The sequence below is a fragment of the Ralstonia chuxiongensis genome (genome assembly GCF_024158925.1).
GTDB classification, from domain to species: Bacteria; Pseudomonadota; Gammaproteobacteria; order Burkholderiales; family Burkholderiaceae; genus Ralstonia; species Ralstonia chuxiongensis.
On record NZ_JAMYWC010000001.1, the window covers coordinates 429,840 to 449,084 of the forward strand.

General features: G+C 64.7%; 15 protein-coding genes. 10 read left to right on the forward strand and 5 right to left on the reverse strand.

The features are described 5' to 3' along the window. Window positions 1–113 precede the first annotated feature (113 nt). Window positions 114–1,511: a cytochrome-c peroxidase gene (locus NKG59_RS01795; RefSeq protein WP_253534680.1), complete on the reverse strand. Its 1,398-nt coding sequence runs from the start codon at window positions 1,509–1,511 to the stop codon at window positions 114–116. 274 nt (window positions 1,512–1,785) lie between these two features. Between NKG59_RS01795 and acpA the strand changes: the two genes are divergently transcribed. Continuing rightward, complete coding sequence (gene acpA / locus NKG59_RS01800; protein WP_253534682.1) at window positions 1,786–3,948, forward strand: acid phosphatase; 2,163 nt, start codon at window positions 1,786–1,788, stop codon at window positions 3,946–3,948. A gap of 66 nt (window positions 3,949–4,014) precedes the next feature. Here the strand turns inward: acpA and NKG59_RS01805 are convergent, their stop codons facing one another. Further along, on the reverse strand, window positions 4,015–4,263 hold the full coding sequence (locus tag NKG59_RS01805) for a dodecin (RefSeq protein ID WP_253534684.1): 249 nt from the start codon (window positions 4,261–4,263) through the stop codon (window positions 4,015–4,017). A 354-nt stretch (window positions 4,264–4,617) separates the two neighbouring features. On the opposite strand from NKG59_RS01805, the gene NKG59_RS01810 reads away from it, so the two are divergent. Then, window positions 4,618–4,899, forward strand: coding sequence for a hypothetical protein (locus tag NKG59_RS01810; RefSeq protein WP_045201637.1), 282 nt, complete (start codon window positions 4,618–4,620; stop codon window positions 4,897–4,899). A gap of 17 nt (window positions 4,900–4,916) precedes the next feature. On the opposite strand, the gene NKG59_RS01815 is transcribed toward NKG59_RS01810, so the two are convergent. Then, window positions 4,917–5,273: a DUF3175 domain-containing protein gene (locus tag NKG59_RS01815; RefSeq protein ID WP_413411148.1), complete on the reverse strand. Its 357-nt coding sequence runs from the start codon at window positions 5,271–5,273 to the stop codon at window positions 4,917–4,919. Between the two features lie 152 nt (window positions 5,274–5,425). Here NKG59_RS01815 and NKG59_RS01820 point away from each other — a divergent pair, with 152 nt between their 5' ends. From NKG59_RS01820 to NKG59_RS01830, 3 genes are all read left to right on the forward strand, one after another. Beyond that, window positions 5,426–6,724 carry an MFS transporter gene (locus NKG59_RS01820; protein ID WP_253534686.1) on the forward strand — a complete coding sequence of 433 codons (1,299 nt, stop codon included), beginning with the start codon at window positions 5,426–5,428 and terminating at the stop codon, window positions 6,722–6,724. Between the two features lie 151 nt (window positions 6,725–6,875). Further along, window positions 6,876–8,912, forward strand: a complete 2,037-nt coding sequence (locus NKG59_RS01825) for an ATP-binding protein (RefSeq protein WP_253534688.1) — start codon at window positions 6,876–6,878, stop codon at window positions 8,910–8,912. Window positions 8,913–9,180: 268 nt separating this feature from the next. Next, on the forward strand, window positions 9,181–11,610 hold the full coding sequence (locus tag NKG59_RS01830; protein ID WP_253534691.1) for a penicillin acylase family protein: 2,430 nt from the start codon (window positions 9,181–9,183) through the stop codon (window positions 11,608–11,610). A gap of 333 nt (window positions 11,611–11,943) precedes the next feature. Here the strand turns inward: NKG59_RS01830 and NKG59_RS01835 are convergent, their stop codons facing one another. Beyond that, window positions 11,944–12,870, reverse strand: a complete 927-nt coding sequence (locus NKG59_RS01835) for a sugar kinase (protein ID WP_253534693.1) — start codon at window positions 12,868–12,870, stop codon at window positions 11,944–11,946. Between the two features lie 12 nt (window positions 12,871–12,882). Then, window positions 12,883–14,160 carry an amino acid deaminase gene (locus NKG59_RS01840; protein WP_253534694.1) on the reverse strand — a complete coding sequence of 426 codons (1,278 nt, stop codon included), beginning with the start codon at window positions 14,158–14,160 and terminating at the stop codon, window positions 12,883–12,885. 162 nt (window positions 14,161–14,322) lie between these two features. Here NKG59_RS01840 and NKG59_RS01845 point away from each other — a divergent pair, with 162 nt between their 5' ends. The 5 genes from NKG59_RS01845 to NKG59_RS01865 all read left to right on the forward strand — a co-directional run bounded on the left by NKG59_RS01845 (window position 14,323) and on the right by NKG59_RS01865 (window position 19,225). Beyond that, window positions 14,323–15,192: a MurR/RpiR family transcriptional regulator gene (locus tag NKG59_RS01845; protein WP_024978603.1), complete on the forward strand. Its 870-nt coding sequence runs from the start codon at window positions 14,323–14,325 to the stop codon at window positions 15,190–15,192. Between the two features lie 13 nt (window positions 15,193–15,205). After that, window positions 15,206–16,690, forward strand: coding sequence for a D-aminoacylase (locus tag NKG59_RS01850; protein WP_253534695.1), 1,485 nt, complete (start codon window positions 15,206–15,208; stop codon window positions 16,688–16,690). A 42-nt stretch (window positions 16,691–16,732) separates the two neighbouring features. Beyond that, entirely contained in the window at window positions 16,733–17,119 is a 387-nt protein-coding gene (locus tag NKG59_RS01855) for a RidA family protein (protein ID WP_009240594.1), read from the forward strand. A 92-nt stretch (window positions 17,120–17,211) separates the two neighbouring features. After that, entirely contained in the window at window positions 17,212–18,564 is a 1,353-nt protein-coding gene (locus tag NKG59_RS01860) for a GntT/GntP/DsdX family permease (protein ID WP_253534696.1), read from the forward strand. Between the two features lie 34 nt (window positions 18,565–18,598). Then, complete coding sequence (locus tag NKG59_RS01865; RefSeq protein ID WP_024978599.1) at window positions 18,599–19,225, forward strand: bifunctional 4-hydroxy-2-oxoglutarate aldolase/2-dehydro-3-deoxy-phosphogluconate aldolase; 627 nt, start codon at window positions 18,599–18,601, stop codon at window positions 19,223–19,225. The last annotated feature ends 20 nt before the right edge of the window (window positions 19,226–19,245 follow it).

Consider the following 19,245-nt stretch of genomic DNA (forward strand, 5'->3'; position numbering starts at 1 on the left):
GGAAGACTGCAAAAAGACGATCCGCCGATGATAACCGCAGCGCACGCACGGCCTTGCGCGAATCCCGCGTTGGGTGTTGCAACAAACGGGCCGCGGGGCTTGGAGCCGGCAGTTCAGCGCTGTGCAACCCGGCTGCCGCCTTGGGCGCTGGATTGCGTCGTCCGCACGGGGCGGTAGCCGTCGGTGAGCGTCTTGAGGAAGGCAACGATGTCGCGCACATCGGCCTCGGACAGCACGGGCTTGCCTCCGGGCTTGCCGCCAAACGGCGGCTCCATGTTGACGTTGGCGCGGTATTGGGGCGGCAGGTCGTCGAACTTGTCGACCGTGCCGTCTGCCTTACGCGGATACCACTTCTGCGGTTGCGTGTCGCGCTGGGCGTAGAAGCGCACCGCGTCTTCCAGCGAATGGATCGCGCCGTTGTGGAAGAACGTCTTGCGTAGTGCCACATTGCGCAGCGAGGGCGTGCGGAAGCGGCCGCAGTAGTCCGCGCGGTCTTTCAGGTCGGTCCGATCGGGCCCGCACAGGCCCAGATCGAAGAACTTCGGGTCAGCATTGGCCGCAAGCGTACGGTTGCGCGGAACGCCCACGGCAATGTGGCCGAAATCGGTGAAGGCCGGGAACGCCCCGTCCTGCTTGATGGCACTCACGTGGCACGAGGCGCAGTTGCCCTTGGCCGGATCGGCGAATGCCTGCAGCCCGCGCATTTCCTGCGGCGACAGCTTCACCTGCTTGCGCAAAAACGCGTCGTACTTGCTGTCATACGGATAGAACTCGGCCGGCGTCTGCTGGAAGACCTCCAGCACCATCAGCGCCGCACGGAAGGCTGTGTCTTCGTTGTCCAGGATGTCGTTGCCAAACACTTGGCGGAAGGCCTGCGCATGACGGCCATTGCGCAGCTTGGCCACCACGGCGGCCTGCGTGCCGTTGGCCATCTCGTGCGCAGACAACAGCGGGATGCGTGCCTGATCGTGCGTGGACGACACGCGGCCGTCCCAGGTGTAGCCGCCGGTCGGGCCTTGATCTTCTGAGTCGTTGCCGTCGCTCTCGTAGAAATGCTCGGTGAACGCAGGCACGTTCTGGATATAGCGCAATGACGGCGCGGCACGCACGCCGGTCTTGCGCATGTCTGCGCCACCCAGTTGCACTGACAGATCGTTCGGCGGGCCATACGCATGCGTCGGGCTATGGCAGCTTGCGCAGGACTGCTTGCCCGAAGCAGACAGGGCAGGATCAAAAAACAGCGCCTTGCCCAGCGCCGTCATTGCGGGTACCGACGGGCGGCGCGTGGCCATCATTGTGTAGAAGGCCTTTTCGTACGCCGGCGCCGCTGCGGGCTTGGCGGGTGTTGCCGCAGCAGCCGCTGCTGCCGGTGCCGAAGCTCCCACGGTTGCGGCATGGGCCACCGCTGCTTCGCCGCGGCCGCAACCGCTCAATCCGGCAGCCAGTCCAACAAGCACAAGCGCAGAAACAGCGATCACGCGAAGAGTTGCAGCAGGCAGAAGGCGGCGCATTGGCGATAGGCGAAATTTTGGGAGCCTTGCAACTTAGCATGGCTCCCATGACACTTTGATGTCGTCAAACGTGTGTCACGTCAGCCCTTGGAGAGGTCCCATGGTGGCAAATGTCTTCAAACGTTCGGTGGCGCCCCTGCTCATCCTGATGATGGTCATCACGCTGAACTGGGGCGAAATCGGCGCTACGCCTGCGTTTTCATCATCAACTTGTCACACACGAAGCACAGACTCCCGCTCGCTTTCGTCCCCCACACAACAATCCAGGGAAATCATGAGCCGAGCGCTTCGTCTTTTGCCGCTGACCGCGTTGGTTGCGGCCAGCATGTCTGCCTGTGGTGGCAGTGATTCGAGCAGCAATGCCTCCGCGTCCACGTCGGGCGTCGTGACGGGCAGCTACTTCGAGAATGCCAAGGTCTGTATCGACGCCAACAACAATGGCAAGTGCGATGCCGGTGAAACCAGCACGCGCACCGACAAGAACGGTGCCTACACGCTGTCGGGCACGGGCCCCATCACCGTTGAAATCGGTACGGACGCCTTCCGCAACGATCCGGACACCGGCGCGCACACGGCTATCACGCAGCCGCTGGTGTTTCGCGCACCGGCTGGCGCCAATGCCGTTGTCAGCGCCATCTCGACCGAACTGGCAGTGCTGATGGACAGCAACGGCGGCGACATCAATGCCGCCAAGACCGCGCTCGCCGCCCGCCTTGGCGTGACGATCGACAAGCTGCTGGAAGACCACAACAAGGAAACCGACGCTGGCACCAAGGCTGCGCTGCAGGCTGAAATCGACCAGGCCATCGCCCTGATTGCCGACGCCGTTGCCAATGGCGGCGACATCGGCAAGAGCCTGCGCGACGGCGTTGCCAAGCGCATGGCGCTGGCCAGCAACGTCAAGACGATCGTGGTGATCTACGCAGAAAACCGCGGCTTCGATAACCTGTACGGCCTGTTCCCCGGCGCCAATGGCATTCCCGGTGTGAACCAGAGTTCGACGGGCACTGCCGTTGCGCAGAAGGACTTCGACGGCTCCGTACTGCCGACGCTGCCGCCCACCTGGGGTGGCGTGACCGCAGCCGGTCAAAGCGTGCAGATCACGCAGGCCTCCACGGCCAACATGCCCAACCAGATGTTCCAGATCGACAGCCCGTCGGGCTTCGGCAGCACGGGCACGGTGGTCGGCCAGAACGTCATCACGCGCGACCTCTGGCACCGCTTCTACCAGAACCAGATGCAGATCAACGGCGGCAAGAATGACAAGTTCGCCGCCTTTGCCGATGCCGGTGGCCTGACCATGGGCTACTACGACGGCAGCAAGATGGCCATGTGGAACATCGCCAAGCAATACACGCTGGCGGATAACTTCTTCATGGGCGCTTTCGGCGGTTCGTTCCTGAACCACCAATACCTGATCTGCGCGTGCGCACCGATCTATCCGAACGCAAAGGCATCGCCGGCGGCCAACAGCATTGCCAACGTCAAGACGAATGCAGATGGCAGCCCGACGCTGATTCCCGCAGCGAGCTCCGTGATGGCGGGCGCACCGACGTCGTACGCCGGCGCCGCCGATGATGGCAACGCGACCAAGGACGGCAACCTGACGCCGGTCGACAAGGACGGCAACGCGTACGCCGTCAACACGATGCAGCCGCCGTACCAGCCGTCGGGCAATGCCGTGGCCAGCGGCAACGCGGCCTACGCCGATCCGACCAAGGCCACCACGCTGCCCAAGCAGTCGACCACCAACATCGGTGATCTGCTGACGGCCCGTGGCGTGGACTGGGCCTGGTATGCGGGCGCCTGGAATGCAGCCCTGGCCGACGCCCCGAACACCACGCGCAGCGTGATCTACAGCGGCTCGATCCAGTTCCAGCCGCACCACCAGCCGTTCAACTACTTCAGCCGCTTCGACCCGGCCACGGCCACCGGCGCTGCTGAACGTGCCGCTCACCTGCGCGACTACGACGCCGCCTTCCTGCAAGACGCAGCCGCTGGCAAGCTGCCCGCTGTGACGTTCTACAAGCCGCAAGGCAACCTGAACCAGCACCCGGGCTATGCCAACGTGGCTGACGGCGACGCGCACATCGCCAACGTGATCGCTCAACTGCAGAAGAGCCCGCAGTGGAAGAACATGGTGATCGTCGTGACGTATGACGAAAACGGCGGCTTCTACGACCACGCCACGGTGCCGAAGGCTGACCGCTGGGGCCCGGGCACGCGTATCCCGGCGATCATCGTCTCGCCGTTCGCCAAGAAGGGCTTCGTTGACCACACCCAGTACGACACGGCTTCGGTCCTGCGCCTGATCACGCACCGCTTCGACCTGCCGACGCTGCCGGGTATCAAGCAACGTGACGCGGCGCTCGTCTCCAACGGCAACAAGCCGATGGGCGACCTGACCAACGCGCTGGACTTCACGCAAGCGCAATAACGCTGCAGCGCAGTCCTCACGAGAAAGGCGGCCCGGAGCAATCCTGGCCGCCTTTTTCTTTAGCCGCTATTTGCCCTTCTTCTTGCCGGCGGGCTTCTCGCTCTCCAGCGTTTCAAGCCGCATCCCCACCTTGATCGTCACCTGCCAGTGGGCGATTTTGCCGTCGACCAAGTGGCCACGTGTTTCCAGCACCTCAAACCAGTCCAGATGCTTGAGGGTCTCGCCCGCGCGCGCGATGGCGTTGCGGACGGCTGCATCGCTGGAGTCGGGTGAAGAACCGACCAGCTCGATCATCTTGTAGGTATGGGAACCCATATCGCCTCCTTGTTGGCATGGTTGGAACGTCGGCAGGGTGTCTGCAAGGCGCGATATGCATGCGGCTGGCATGCGATGCGCGCGCCATTGCACTTACCAGAATGGCACCTGTCCCTCCGCCTTGATAGCCCGGATTTGCACGGGGCCAAAAAATCCTGGCGGTTAATTGCGTTTACAAATCTGACAAATATCGTCAGCGGACCGACGCGTGGCGTCAAACCCGCGCGCATGACGAACGCCTGATGGCGGTTGAGGTGCCATTTTTCGGGCGGTCGCACGGCATGTCCTTGCCGGACGGGGCTGGTACGGAACCTGCGTTGGAGTGCACACCCGTTTCCCCGAAGAGGAGGCGCCATGCGCCACCCAGAACAACAAGCCCCCGCCTCATACTCGCCGTTGTCGGCCGTGCCGCCCACGCCGCGGGCGACACAGGAAACCGCGCGACTGGTTGCAGAGACCATCCCCTTCAATCTCGAGCGCAACGGCCGGAGCATCGAAGCCACCTATTCGACCCGCAACGGCATCGTGACGGTCAAATACCGGGGCAAGACACTGTCCACGTATTCGCCGCAGGGTGCCGAAGCCGACTACAAGGCGGTCGCCCGTCAACTGCTCAGCGTCATGCTGACCATCTGAGCGGCTCCAAACCTTCATCAGTGCCGGCCCTTGGCCGCGCTGTGTGCTGGGCGGCCAAATTCGGCGCGCAGCGCATCCTTGGCACGCTCGAGAATCTGGCGCCGCCCGGCGCTGAGGTTGTGCCCAGCCCGATTGATATAGAACGTCAGCATTGACATGGCCGACTGGAATGCTGTCCCCTTGCGCCGCCGGCTGTGCTCGGCTGAAGCCTTGAGCGACGCGGCAATCCGCGCGGGGCTGCGCGACTTGAAGATGTCGGGTTCGATGTCCAGCGCGTCACTGGTTTCCATCACATGGTGCGACCAGCGCTGGGGCTTCGGTGTGGCCTTCGATTTGGCCGGCGCCGGCTTGGACCGGGCGTGGTGCATGGCCATGATGAAATCTCCTGTAATGAGGTACCGACAGTTCCGCAAGCCGCATACCCGCGTGGGCGGCTACAAAGGGGCGACTTCCGTTACGATGACGGACGCTTCACGCCTCTTTTTCGCCTCCTTCATTGATCGCCGGGTTCCGGCGCACATCCAACGTGTCTGGCGACGCCGGTCTTTCTCCCGCCCCCTCTTCTGCATCCGCGCAAACGCTGTCAGATGCGCCGTTCTCCTACCCTGCCTTCAGGCTGTTCTGGTTCGCCCGGCTGTCCACCACCTTCGCGTATCAGATGTTCGGGGTGGCTGTTGGCTGGCAGATCTACGACCTGACGCGCAGCGCCTATGTGCTGGGGCTGGTGGGGCTGGCGCAGTTCCTGCCGTCGGTGGTGCTGGTACTGGCCTCCGGCCATATTGCGGACCGCTACGACCGGCGATACGTCGTACGCGCCTGCCAGGCCGTCGAAGCACTGGTTGCGCTCGCGCTGGCCGTCTTGGCGGCCAACGGGCACGCCGGTGTGCAACCGATCTTCCTGTGCGTGGTGGTGATTGGCGCGATGCGCGCGTTCGAGACGCCGACGCTGCAAGCGCTATTGCCGACGCTGGTGCCACTGCAGGCATTGCCGCGCGCGGTGGCGCTGTCCAGCTCGGCCGGGCAGACCGGCGTCATCCTGGGGCCGGCGCTGGGTGGCTTTCTGTACGTGGCCGGCGCGCCGGTGGTGTATGCCACGGCAGCCGGGCTGTTCATGTTGGCGCACGTGCTCCTGGCGCTGGTGCGGATGGAGCGCGCGGTGCCCGTCAGCACGCCGGTGAGCCTCGAATCGCTGTTCGCGGGCATCGCCTTCATCAAGGGGCGGCCGGTGGTGCTGGGCGCCATCTCGCTCGACCTGTTTGCCGTGCTGCTGGGCGGGGCGACAGCGCTGCTGCCGATCTACGCGCGCGACATCCTGGGCACAGGCGCATGGGGTCTGGGGCTGCTGCGCTCGGCGCCGGCGGTGGGGGCGCTGGGCATGGCGCTCTTCCTGGCGCACCGCCCGCTGGATCGGCACGTTGGCCGGGTCATGTTTGCCGCCGTGGCGGTGTTTGGACTGGCGACGCTGGTTTTCGGGGTGTCGCGCTGGCTGCCGGTGTCGATGCTGGCGCTGGTGCTGCTAGGCGCGTCGGACATGATCAGTGTGGTGATCCGGACGTCGCTGGTGCAGCTCGACACGCCGGATGCCATGCGCGGGCGCGTGAGCGCAGTCAATTCAGTGTTCGTAGGCGCGTCCAACCAGTTGGGCGAATTCGAATCGGGCATGTTGGCCGGGCTGCTGGGGCCCGTGGCCTCGGTGGTGATTGGTGGCCTGGGCACGCTCTTGGTGGCGGCAGCCTGGATGCGGCTGTTCCCTGCCCTGACGCACCGCGACCGCATGCGCGATCCGCATCACGAGCACACCGGACACCCCTCTTCAGGGGGATAAACCCGCAGACCCGCGCCGCTGGTGGCTTGAGCAAGAATGGGGCAGTGTCTTGCAAGCGTGTCAGCGAAACCCCGATGGCATCGACGGTGGCCAATTCGTATCCTGAGTCACCTTTGGCTGCCTTGTTCCACGCCCGGTATTGCGCCTGACTGTGACGTCCATCCTGCCCTCTTCGTCCCGCCCGTCGGACGCGCGCGCTGCCGGCGCTGCCCGGCTGCCGGATCCTGGGCCTTTCAGCACCAGCGGGTTCAACGGTGCACCGGCCATTCGTCCATCGGCGTGGCTGGTGGCGATCGGTGCGGCCGCAGTCGGCACGATTGGCCGGGTGCTGCTCGAATCGGCGATGGGCATCCATTTGCCGTTCTATCTTGCCTTTCCGGTGGTGACGATTGCCGCGTGGTATGGCGGCTTCTGGCCGGGGATGCTGGCCATCGTCTGTTATGCGGGGCTCTTCATCGGGCTGGCCGCGCTGCAAAGCTGGCCTGCCGCTATTCCACTCACGCCAATCCAGATGACGGTGTTTGGGGTGGGTGCGCTGCTCATCTGCGCGCTGTGTGAGCAGTTGCGCCGGGCCCGCGCCGGGGCTGAACGGCGCGCGCGGGCCGAAACCCAGCAACGCCTATCGCAGCAGCGCCTGCTGGCCGCACTGCAGGCCTCGCCCATTTCGCTCTACGACGTCGACAACACGATGCACTTCACGTGGGTCCACAACCCCGTGTTCGGCCTGCAGCCCGAGCAACTCCTCGGGCGGACGGTACGCGAAGTGTTCGGCCGCCGCGCCGCGTCGCGCCTGACTGAAGCCGGCCAGCACGTCATCGAAACCGGCACGCCTACGCGCGTGGAGTTCGCTTTCCGTCGGCGCCATACGCAGCGCGTGGTCTACGACGTGGTGGTCATGCCGCTGCGAGACGACACGGGCGAGATCATCGGTCTGACCAACGCCGTGATCGACATCAGCGAGCGCCGCCAGACCGAGGCGCGCCGCACGCAGCTGCTCGAAGCCGAATCCCGCGCCCGCGAAGAAGCCGAGCGCGCCAGCCGCCTGAAGGACGATTTCCTGGCGACGGTCAGCCACGAGCTGCGCACGCCGCTCAACGCGGTGCTGGGCTGGGCGCAACTGCTGAACATGCGCGCCTACGATGAAGCGATGTTCAAGCGCGGCATTGAAGCCATCGAGCGCAGCGCCCGTACGCAAGTCCACCTGATCGACGATCTGCTCGACATGTCGGCCATCCTCTCGGGCAAGGTGCCCCTGGAGGTAGGCCCCGTGGACCTGGCCGACGTGCTGGAACGCGCGCGCGAGACCATCGAGCCCATGGCGCGCCAGAAGAACATCACCATCGATACCGAATTCCTGCCCGTGCCAATGCTGCAAGGCGATGCCGGACGCCTGAAGCAGGTCTTCTGGAACCTGCTGGCCAACGCCGTCAAGTTCACGCCCGAGGGTGGGCACATCCGGCTCTCGGTGCACCCGTCGCCCGAAGGCGTGGTCGCCACCGTGCGCGATACCGGCATCGGCATCGAGCCGGCCTTCCTGCCGCATATTTTTGACCGCTTCCAGCAGGCGGATCTGTCGAGCACGCGCCGACACGGCGGACTCGGCCTGGGGCTGGCGATTGCCAAACAACTCGTCGAGCTGCACCACGGCCGCATCACCGCGGCCAGCAGCGGTGCGGACCGTGGCACCACCATGGCCGTGTCGCTACCGCTGCATGCAGCGCAACCGGGCGAACAGGCCAACCGAACGCCGGGCTTGGTGGCGGGGACGGGCATGCCGACGCTGGACGGCATCCGCGTGCTGGCGGTGGATGACAACCCAGAATCGCTCGGCGTGATCGCGCTGATGCTGGAGCGCTACGGCGCAGAGGTTGTCACCGTATCCAGTGGGGCTGCCGCGCTCGATGCGCTGGAACAAGCAGCCGCCAACGCCTACCCGTTCGATGCGCTGGTCAGCGACCTCGCCATGCCGGGCATGGACGGCATGCAGCTGGTCCGGGCCGTGCGCGAACGCGGTTTGACCGACATGCCCGCCATCGCCGTGACGGCGTTTGCCGACCCGATCCGCCTGAAGGCAGCGAAGGAAGCCGGTTACCAATCCGTCATCACCAAGCCGATCTTCCCGGGCGAGCTGGGCCACGTTCTGGCCGCCAATGTGCATCGCAAGACCGGGCCTGAGACGCTGGTGTGACACATCGGCAACCATGCCTTGACGGAATGGTTGACCGAACAAAAGTCATTGGCGCAAGTGGCGGCGCATCCGCATACTCATCGGTCTGTGCCGATCGGTGGGCATCTCTCCCCTAGCAGTTGCCAGCACCGGCTCACTCGATCGGCCAGCTTGCCCTTCCCATGAACCGCGTTCGCGGTTGTCTGCCGTATCCATAAGAACGCCTGAATCCTCCCTGCCCGTCTGGGCTGCGCTGGCATTCCGGGCTCAGAGAGGAGACTGCATCGCCATGCTTATCCGTTCGCTTCCCATGCTGTTGTCTGCCGTTGCGCTCGGCATTTCCGCGCAGGCCGTTGCCAAAGACGCGCCCAAGGCGGCCACCCAGACCATCGCCGTACCCGGCCTGTCAAAACCCGCCGACATCCTGATCGACCGCTGGGGCGTGCCGCACATCTACGCCAAGAGCGAAGACGACGGCTTCTTCGCCCAAGGCTTCAACGCGGCGCGAGACCGCCTGTTCCAGATCGACTTGTGGCGTCGCCGGGGCCTGGGGCAACTCTCAGAAGTATTCGGGCCGGCCTATGTCGAGCAGGATCGCGCGACGCGGCTGTTCCTATATCGCGGTGACATGCAGGTCGAATGGAATCATTACAGCCCCGATGCGCAGCGCATTGCCACGCGCTTCGTTGCCGGCATCAACGCGTATGTCGACTGGCTGGCCAAGCATCCGGAGCAGATGCCGTTCGAGTTCCGCAAGCTGAACTACACGCCCGCGCACTGGGCGCCGGAAGACGTGGTTCGCATCCGCAGCCACGGGCTGACGCGCAATCTGCAATCGGAAGTTGCGCGCGCCAACGTGGCGTGCAAGGCCAATCTTGCCGACGACACCATCCGCTTCGGCCTGCAGCCTGCCTGGCAAACCCAGTTGCCCGATGGCCTGGACCCGTGCCTGCCGAAGGATCTGCTGAAAGTCTTCACGCTCGCCACGCAGGGCGTGCGCCTCACGCCTGAATCGCTCAAGGGCGTAGATGTCGACAGCACGCGCGTGGCCGCCGCTGCCAACCTTGAAGAGACCATGGAGGGCAGCAACAACTGGGTGATCGCACCGGGCAAATCCACCACGGGCCGCGCCGTGATGGCCAACGACCCGCACCGCGCGTATTCGGCACCGAGCCTGCGCTACATCGCCCACGTCAGCACACCCACGCTCGACATCATCGGCGCCGGAGAGCCATCGCTGCCGGCCGTGTCGATCGGGCATAACGGGCACATCGCGTTCGGCCTGACCATCTTCAACATTGATCAGGAAGACCTCTACGTCTACGAGCTGAACCCGGTCAACAACAGCGAATACCGCTACAACGGCGGCTGGGAGCCTTTCACCGTGCTGCACGAAGCCGTGAAGGTGCGCGGCGGTGAGCCCCGCCCCGTCGACCTGACCTTCACGCGCCACGGCCCCGTGATCTACATCGATGCCGAGAAGCACCGGGCGTATGCCGTGCGCTCCGCGTGGCTGTCACCGGGCATGTCGCCGTATTTCGGGTCGGTCGGCTACATGCGCGCACGCACCTTCGCGCAGTTCAAGCAATCCATGATGAACTGGGGCGCGCCCACCGAAAACCAGGTCTATGCGGACACGAAGGGCAACATCGGCTGGGTGCCGGGCGGCCTCGCCCCGATCCGCCCGAACTGGGATGGCCTGCTGCCCGTACCCGGTGACGGCCGCTACGAATGGGCCGGCTTCTGGCGCGGCGATCAACTGCCCAGCGCCTACAACCCGAAGTCTGGCTACTTCACCTCGTCCAACGAGATGAACCTGCCGCCGGATTACCCGTACCGCGAGCGGAAACTGGGCTTTGAGTGGACCAACGGCTCGCGCCACGCGCGCATTGACGAAGTGCTGGCCAAGCTCGACAAGGTGTCGATCGAAGATTCGATGCACTTGCAGAACGACATGGTGTCGATCCCGGCGCGCAGGCTGATGGCATTGCTGGCGCCGCTATCGTCCAACGACGCCGACACGCAGGCTGCGCTCAATCTGTTCAAGGGCTGGAACGCGACCATGCTGGAGGATTCTCCGCAGGCCGCGCTGCATGAGGTCTGGTTCACGCATTATCTTGGCCGCGCGTTCAAGAATGCCGTGCTTTCCAAGGCCGGCGCCGAGGCAATGGCCGCGCCCGATACCGCCGTCATGCTCGACACGCTGGAACACCCGCAAGGCAGCGATCGCAAGTTTGGCGAAGACCCGCAACAGGCCGCGGCCAAGCGCGATGCCGTGTTGCTCAACAGCCTGAAACTGGCGTGGAGCGACATGGTCAGGCGCCAGGGCCCGAACCCGCAGGCGTGGAACTGGGGCCAGTTGCACCACAACCTGAACGCCCATCCCTTCGCCGCCATCGTCGACGAGGCGACGCGCGCCAAGCTCAACGTCGGCCCCACGCCCGAAGGCGGCAGCCCCTACACGCCAAACCAATCCACGTATCGCGCGAACGATTTCCTGCAGACCAACGGCCCGTCGTTCCGCACGGTGGTGGACGTCGGCAACTGGGACAACTCGCGCGCCGTCAACCTGCCCGGCCAGTCCGGTGACCCTGACAGCCCGCACTACCGCGACCTAGCACTGCTGTGGCTCAAGGGTGAGTATTTCCCGTTGCTGTATTCGCGCAAGGCGGTTGAGGCGGCTACCGAGTCTAGGGTGCATCTGGTGCCGGGAAAGTAAGCACACGATGCGCAAAAGAGAAACGCCACCGCAAACAATGCAGTGGCGTTTTTTTTACCCAATAAGCACCCACTCTGGCACGAACACAGGCACACGAGGGTTTGGCCGTACCTTGCCCTATGCGGCGCCTTGAATTTCTGTGAGCGTGCGGAAAAAGGAAGGAGGCCTGTCTGAGCGAAGCGAGTTTGCCTCCTTCCCCGCACGGTCACATAAATTCAAGGAGGGGTTCGCCGCATCGGGCGCGCCTTTCTTTGCTTACTTTCTTTGGCAAGACAAAGAAAGTGAGTCAGCCCCGGCAGGGGATGAAACACGAAGCCCACCCGCAACGCCCATTCAAGCAGCCTGAGCCGAGGCCAACGCCGCCCGCACAACCTCAGCCCGAGGAATCGGCGCCACAGCGCTATACCCAGTAGTCGAAATCGCAGCCGCCACATTGGCATACCGCGCCGCCTCTACCGGCGAGTCTCCCGCCACGATCCGCGCCACGAACGACCCACCAAAGCAATCGCCCGCGCCCGTCGCGTCAATCGCATTGACGGTGTGACGCGGCACCAGCGTACGGGACTCCGGTGTCGCCACATAGCAGCCTTCCGCGCCCATCTTGAGCGCCACCAGCTTCACGCCCCATCCGAGCAGCGTATCGACAATGCCATCACGGTCATGGCAGTCGAGCAGCACCGTCACATCGTCCCAGCTCGGCAGGCACAGATCGCACGTGCGCATCGCTTCCTGCATCACGGCGCGGGCGCGCGCCAGCGGCCACAGGCGCAAGCGCAGGTTGGTGTCGAACGAGACGAGCACACCCGACGCCCGCGCATGCGCCATCGCCGCCAAACCCGCGTCGCACGCGGTATCGCTGATCGCCAGGCTGATGCCTGACAGGTGAAAGGCCTTGGCAGACGAAATCGCCTGCAACGGCAGTTGCATCGTCTGGAAGCGGCTGGCCGCCGAGCCCGCGCGCAGGTAGTCGAAGTGGTGGCCACGCGCATCGTGCGAAACGAAGTACAGGCCTGTGGGCGCCTGCGTATCGGTGTGCACGTAGGTGTGGTCGACACCTTCGTCCTGCCACAGCGCGCGCAGCGCCTGGCCGAAGCGGTCGGCGCCCACCGCGCTGATATAGCCGGTGCGTGCGCCCTGCCGTGCCGCGGCAATGCAGAAGTTCGACGTATCACCGCCGAAGCCGAAATTCCACGACGTGCTGCCGGGATCCGCCTGGTTGAACTCGATCAGCGCTTCGCCATAGGCGAGGATGTCTGCCATGGGCGCTCTCGCTCAGAAGTAGGTCTGCACAACGTCGACCACGTTGTACGCATCGTCAACCACCGAAATCTGGCGCCACTTGTCGAACGTCAGGCACGGGTGCGAGATATCAAAGGCGATCATGTCGCCCACCTTGATGTCGTCGCCGGGGGCGATTTTCAGGTAGGCATGCTGATCCATCATGCCGGTGACTTCCCAGTGCGCGGGCGTGGCTGACGGCGTCTTGTCACCCGGGCGGAAATGCAGCACCGGCAGCGGCAGGCCCGCGTCGAATGCAGCGTCACGTTTGCCCATTGCGATGATGGCGCGCTCAGCCTCAGGCACGGATTGCACATAGGCCCAAAGCTGGAGCGCCGGCAGCAAGCTCGAACGCATCTTGTGCGCGATGGGGTTGTTGGCGTCGATACGAGCCTGCGCCGCGCGGTAGATGCCCACGTCGTGCGTCAGGTAGCAGCCCGGGCGCAGCACGACATCCAGCGGCTGGCCGATATTGGCCTTGGCGAACTCTTCTGCCACCACGTCGTACCAGGCCGACCCGGCGCCGGTCAGCACGGCCGGCGTGCGCTGCAGGCGACCCGCCTTGGCCAGATCCTCCATCACCTTCACGGCGCGCTGCAGGAAGGTGCGGATATCCGCTTCTTCCTTGATCACACCCTCATAGACTTCGACGCCTGCGAGCTTGACGGCGTCATTGGCACGCGTGAGCGCGTCGAGCACCGATTGCAATTGCGCGTCGTCGCGCACGCCGGTGCGGCCGCCCTGCACGCCCAGCTCGATCAGCACCTGGATCGGACGGCCGACCTTGCCGAAGAAGGCGGCAAGCTGATCGACTTGGTCCGCCGCATCCACCAGACAGAAGAACTCGAACGTCGGATCAGCCAGCAGCTCAGCCAGGATGGCCATGTTGCGCTTGCCGACCAACTGGTTGGCCATCAGCACGCGACGCACGCCGTGGGCATAGGCAACACGCGTCTGGTGCGCCGTTGCCAGCGTAATGCCCCATGCACCGCCGGCCAGTTGGCGTTGGAACAGGCGCGGGGCCATCGTCGTCTTGCCATGCGGCGCGAGCTTGGCACCGTATTCGCTCACGAAGCGCTGCATCCAGGCCAGGTTGTGCTCCACACGCGATTGCGAGAGCACCGCCGCGGGCAGGTTCAGGTCTTCGTTCAACACATTCCAGCGCTGGGCAGCAATCTGTTCCGGCGCGCATGCGGTTTCCAACGCACCCAAGCCCTTGTCGAGCGGGTTGACGACGGCGTTGGCGTCTCCTTGGTACTTTGTATCACTCATGGGAATCGGCTCGCGTTCCTTTGGGGGTAAACATCGGGTTGACACAATGATAGCGGCGAAATTATTCTCCCGGCCAGCCTGTTACAAAGTACCAAAGCACTCTTAAAGCCGCTATCCGGACGACTACCGGGGGCCAGAATGCGAGACCCTAAGCCCGACCTCATGCGTGAACCGATGGACATCGTGACCCGACTCTCCCAGCGCGCCGCAGAACTGCGCCCCGCCGAGCAGAAGGTCGCGCAAACGGTCTTGAGCGACATTGCCGAGGCCGCCGCCGGCAGCATCCAGACGCTGGCCGAACGCGCTGGCGTGAGTGAGGCCAGCGTCACCCGATTTGCCAAGGCGATGGGCTGCCGCGACGTGCGTGAACTCAAGCTCAAGCTAGCGCAGGCAGCCGCAGTCGGCCAGCGCTTTCTGGATGGCGGCGCAGACCGCCCACCGTCGAGCGCCGACGGCATCCTGGCCGACATCAGCAATGTGCTGGAGGCCAACCGCGCGCTGGTGCAACCCGAGGCGTTCCGCGCCGCGGCAGTGGCGCTGGTGGCGGCGCGCATGATTGCCGTATTCGGCATGGGTGGCGGCTCGACCACCATGGCCGACGAAATGCGCTACCGCCTCGCCCGCTTGGGACGGCCGGTCACCACCTATCATGATTCGATGCTGCAGAGGATGGTCGCGGCCACGCTCAGCCCGGACGATGTGGTGGTCGTATTTTCCGTCACTGGACACGTGCCCGAGGTGATCGACAGCGTGACCATCGCGCGCGAGTACGGCGCCAAGATCGTCGCCATCACGGCCATCGGCTCGCCGCTGGCGGCGCTGGCCGATGTCTTGCTGCCGATCCAGGCCATGGAAACCGATTTCATCTTCAAGCCGTCGTCATCGCGCTACGCCATGATGATGATGATCGACCTGCTGGCCACCGAGGTCGCACTGCAGCAGGCCGATCGCAGCAAGGAGCTCTTACGGCGCATCAAGTACGTGCTCGATGCGCATCGCGGCGGCGGCAATCGCCAGCCGCTCGGAGATTGAGCAGGAGCAGCACATGCAGCAGTACGACACCGTCATCCGCCAAGTCCGCATTGTGGACGGTAGCGGCCACGAACCTGAGGCCACGCTGTTCGACGTGGCCATCACCGACGGCCGCATCGCCGCTATCGCCACATCGGACTCCACCGCTTGGCTGGGGGATGAGGAAATCGCCGGCGAGGGCCGCGTCCTCGCCCCGGGCTTCATCGACGTGCACACGCACGACGACACCAACGTGATCCGCACGCCCGACATGCTGTGCAAGGTGTCGCAGGGCATTACAACGGTGATCGTCGGGAACTGCGGCATTAGCGCGTCGCCCGCCACGCTCAAGGGTGAACCGCCCGACCCGATGAACCTACTCGGGCCAGCCAGCGCGTTTGCATACCCGACCTTCGCCGCCTATGTCGATGCGGTGGAGCTCGCCAAGCCGGCCGTCAATGTGGCGGCGCTGGTCGGCCACACGGCGCTGCGCAACAACCACCTGGACCGCCTCGACCGCCCTGCCACCGCCGATGAAGTCGAAGGCATGCGCGCACAGTTGCGCGAGGCGCTCGATCACGGCGCGCTGGGCCTGTCGACCGGACTGGCTTACGCCAATGCCTTTGCGTCGACCACCGAGGAAGTGATGGGCCTGGCCGAGCCGCTGGCCGAGGCCGGCGCCATCTACACGACGCATCTGCGTACCGAATTTGCCGCCATTCTGGATGCGATGGCCGAGGCTTATCGCATCGGCAAGCATGCGCGCGTGCCCATCGTGATCTCGCACCTGAAGTGCGCAGGTGCGGCCAACTGGGGCCGCGCGGGCGAAGTGCTGGAATCCATCGAAGGTGCGCAGCGCTATCAGCCGGTGGGGTGCGACTGCTATCCGTACACCGCAAGCTCGTCCACGCTGGACCTCAAGCAGGTGACGGACGAGTTCGACATCTTCATTACCTGGTCGGAGCCGGAGCCGGGCATGGCCGGGCAGACGCTCAAGGAGATCGCCGCCGCGTGGGGCACCGACCTGACGGACGCCGCGCGCCGCCTGCAGCCGGCCGGCGCCGTGTACCACAACATGTCGGCGCAGGATCTGGACCGCATCATCACCCACCCTGCCACGGTAATCGGCTCCGACGGCCTGCCCAACGACCCGAAACCGCATCCGCGCCTGTGGGGCGCCTTCCCGCGCGTGCTCGGGTATTACAGCCGCGAGCGCAAGCTGCTCTCGCTTTCGGCCGCTATCCGCAAGATGACAGGCCAGTCCGCCGAGCGCTTCGGCCTGACCGAACGTGGCCTGGTGCGCGAAGGCTACTGGGCCGATCTCGTGCTGTTCGACCCCGAAACGGTGCGCGATGTCGCCACCTTTACCGATCCGCAGCAACCCGCTGCGGGGATTGCGGCGGTGTGGGTCAACGGCCGCCTCTCGTATCAGGATGGCGCCGTGCAACCGCATCGTGCCGGGCGCTTCCTCAAGCGCGGGCCACGTGCGCAAGCCGTTGCGGCCGCGGAAGTCCACTGAAATCCAAGTTTGTTTGAGAGTTTTGAAAGAAGGAACGTAGCGATGACGATTACCCGAATTGGCGTTGAAGGCGGCACCGGCACCGGTGGCCAGCACCTGCCCTTTGCCCGCGCAGCCGGCGCAGACGGTTGGCTGTTTGTCTCGGGCCAGACGCCCATGGTGAACGGCGAGGTGGTCGGCAACGGCATCGTCGAGCAATCGCACCAGACCATCAAGAACGTGCTCGCCATCCTGGCTGAAGCGGGCTACGGCCCCGAACACGTCGTGCGATGCGGCGTGTGGCTGGATGATCCGCGCGACTTCCAGTCGTTCAACAAGGTGTTCAAGGAGTACTTCGGCGCCAACCCGCCCGCGCGCGCCTGCGTGGTGTCGAGCATGGTGATCGACTGCAAGGTTGAAGTCGATTGCGTGGCCTACAAGAAGCCGTAACGCGCAATACAAGTGCAATTCAAAACGGGCGCCCCGCACGACGGAGCGCTCACGACAACAAGAGCCGTGAATATCCCTGAGGAGGAAACCCGATGGTCCCGATGCAAGGCAACTCGCTATTGCTGACCGCCGCGCTGGCGGTGGTCGCGCTGATCTACCTGATTGCTGTCCAGAAACTGAACCCGTTCGTCACGCTGATCGTCGTCTCGCTCGCGCTGGGCGTGGTGGTCGGCATGCCGATGGGCAATATCGTCAAGGCATTCGAAACCGGTGTGGGCGGCACGCTCGGCCATATTGCGCTGGTGGTGGGCCTGGGGACGATGCTCGGCAAGATGATGGCGGAATCCGGGGGTGCCGAGCGCATCGCCAAAACACTCATCAGTGCCTTTGGCGAGAAGAACGCGCACTGGGCCATGATGGTCGTGGCGTTCATCATCGGTTTGCCGGTGTTCTTTGAGGTCGGTTTCGTGCTGTTGATCCCGATTGCCTTCAACGTGGCCAAGCGCACGGGCACGCCGATCCTGATGGTCGGCCTGCCGATGGTGGCCGGCCTGTCGGTGGTGCACGGCCTGATCCCTCCGCACCCGGCCGCGCTGCTGGCGGTGACGGCTTACCAAGCCGACATCGGCAAGACCATCATGTATGCGCTGATCGTCGGCCTGCCGACGGCCATCCTGGCCGGTCCGCTGTGGGCAATGCTGGTCTCGCGCTACGTCAAGCCGGACGAGAACAACCCGCTGGCCGCGCAATTTGTTGAAGCCGACCAGAAGCGCGAACTGCCGGGCTTTGGCGTGACGCTGTTCACGATCCTGCTGCCGGTGGTGCTGATGCTGATCGGCAGCTGGGCCGACCTGATCGCCGCGCCCAAGACGCTGGCGAACGACATTCTCAAGCTGGCCGGCAACTCGGTGATGGCCCTGCTGATTGCCGCCATCGTGAGCTTCTACACGTTCGGCAAGGCACGCGGTTTCACCCGCGAGACCATCCTCAAGTTCACCAACGAGTGCCTGGCACCGATCGCTACGATCACGCTGGTGGTGGGCGCAGGCGGCGGCTTCGGCCAGATTCTGCGTGATTCGGGCGTGTCGAAGGCCATCGTGGCTGTCGCCACCGATGCCCATCTGTCGCCGCTGCTGCTGGGCTGGGTGGTGGCCGTGCTGATCCGTATCGCCACGGGTTCGGCCACTGTTGCCATGACGACCGCCTGCGGCATCGTCGCCCCGATCGCCGCAGCTTCGGGCGCCGCGGTCAAGCCGGAGTTGATGGTGCTGGCCACCGGCGCCGGTTCGCTGATCCTTTCTCACGTGAACGACGGCGGCTTCTGGCTGGTGAAGGAGTACTTCAACCTGACCGTGCCGCAGACCTTCAAGACGTGGACGGTGCTGGAAACCATCATCTCGATCGTCGCGCTGCTGCTCACGCTTGCGCTGGCGACCGTCGTTTAAGCTTGTTCTGTTGAAGTTGATCTAGGAGAACGTTGTGGGTATCGATTCCGTCGTCAAGGCCGGCCCGGTCATCCCCGTGCTGCAGTTCCAATCTGTCGATGAAGGCGTCAAGGTGTGCCGCGCGCTGTACGAGGGCGGTATCCGCACGTTCGAGATCACGATGCGCACGCCGGTGGCGCTGGATGTGATCCGTGCGGTGGTGAATGACCTGGGCAGCGATGCCATCGTCGGTGCCGGCACGCTCACGCGGCCAGAGCATTTCCAGCAGGCGAAGGATGCCGGCGCGGTGTTTGCGGTGTCGCCGGGCATTACGCCCATGCTGGCCGTGGCGCAGGCCAAGACAGAACTCGACTGGCTGCCGGGCATCGCCACGCCGTCCGAGCTGATCCTGGCGCTGGAATTCGGCCTGAACACGCTCAAGTTCTTCCCGGCTGAAGCGGCGGGCGGCATCCCGATGCTCAAGTCGATCTACGGACCGTTCGGCGATGTGCGTTTCTGCCCGACCGGCGGCATCACGCCGCAAAGCGCGCCCGACTACCTCGCGCTGCCCAACGTGGTGTGCGTAGGCGGCTCGTGGATGGTGCCCAAGGACAAGGTCGCTGCCGGCGACTGGGCAGGCATCACGGCGCTCGCCAAGGAAGCGGCCGCGCTCAAGCGGTAAATCGGCGTTACCTCTTTCGC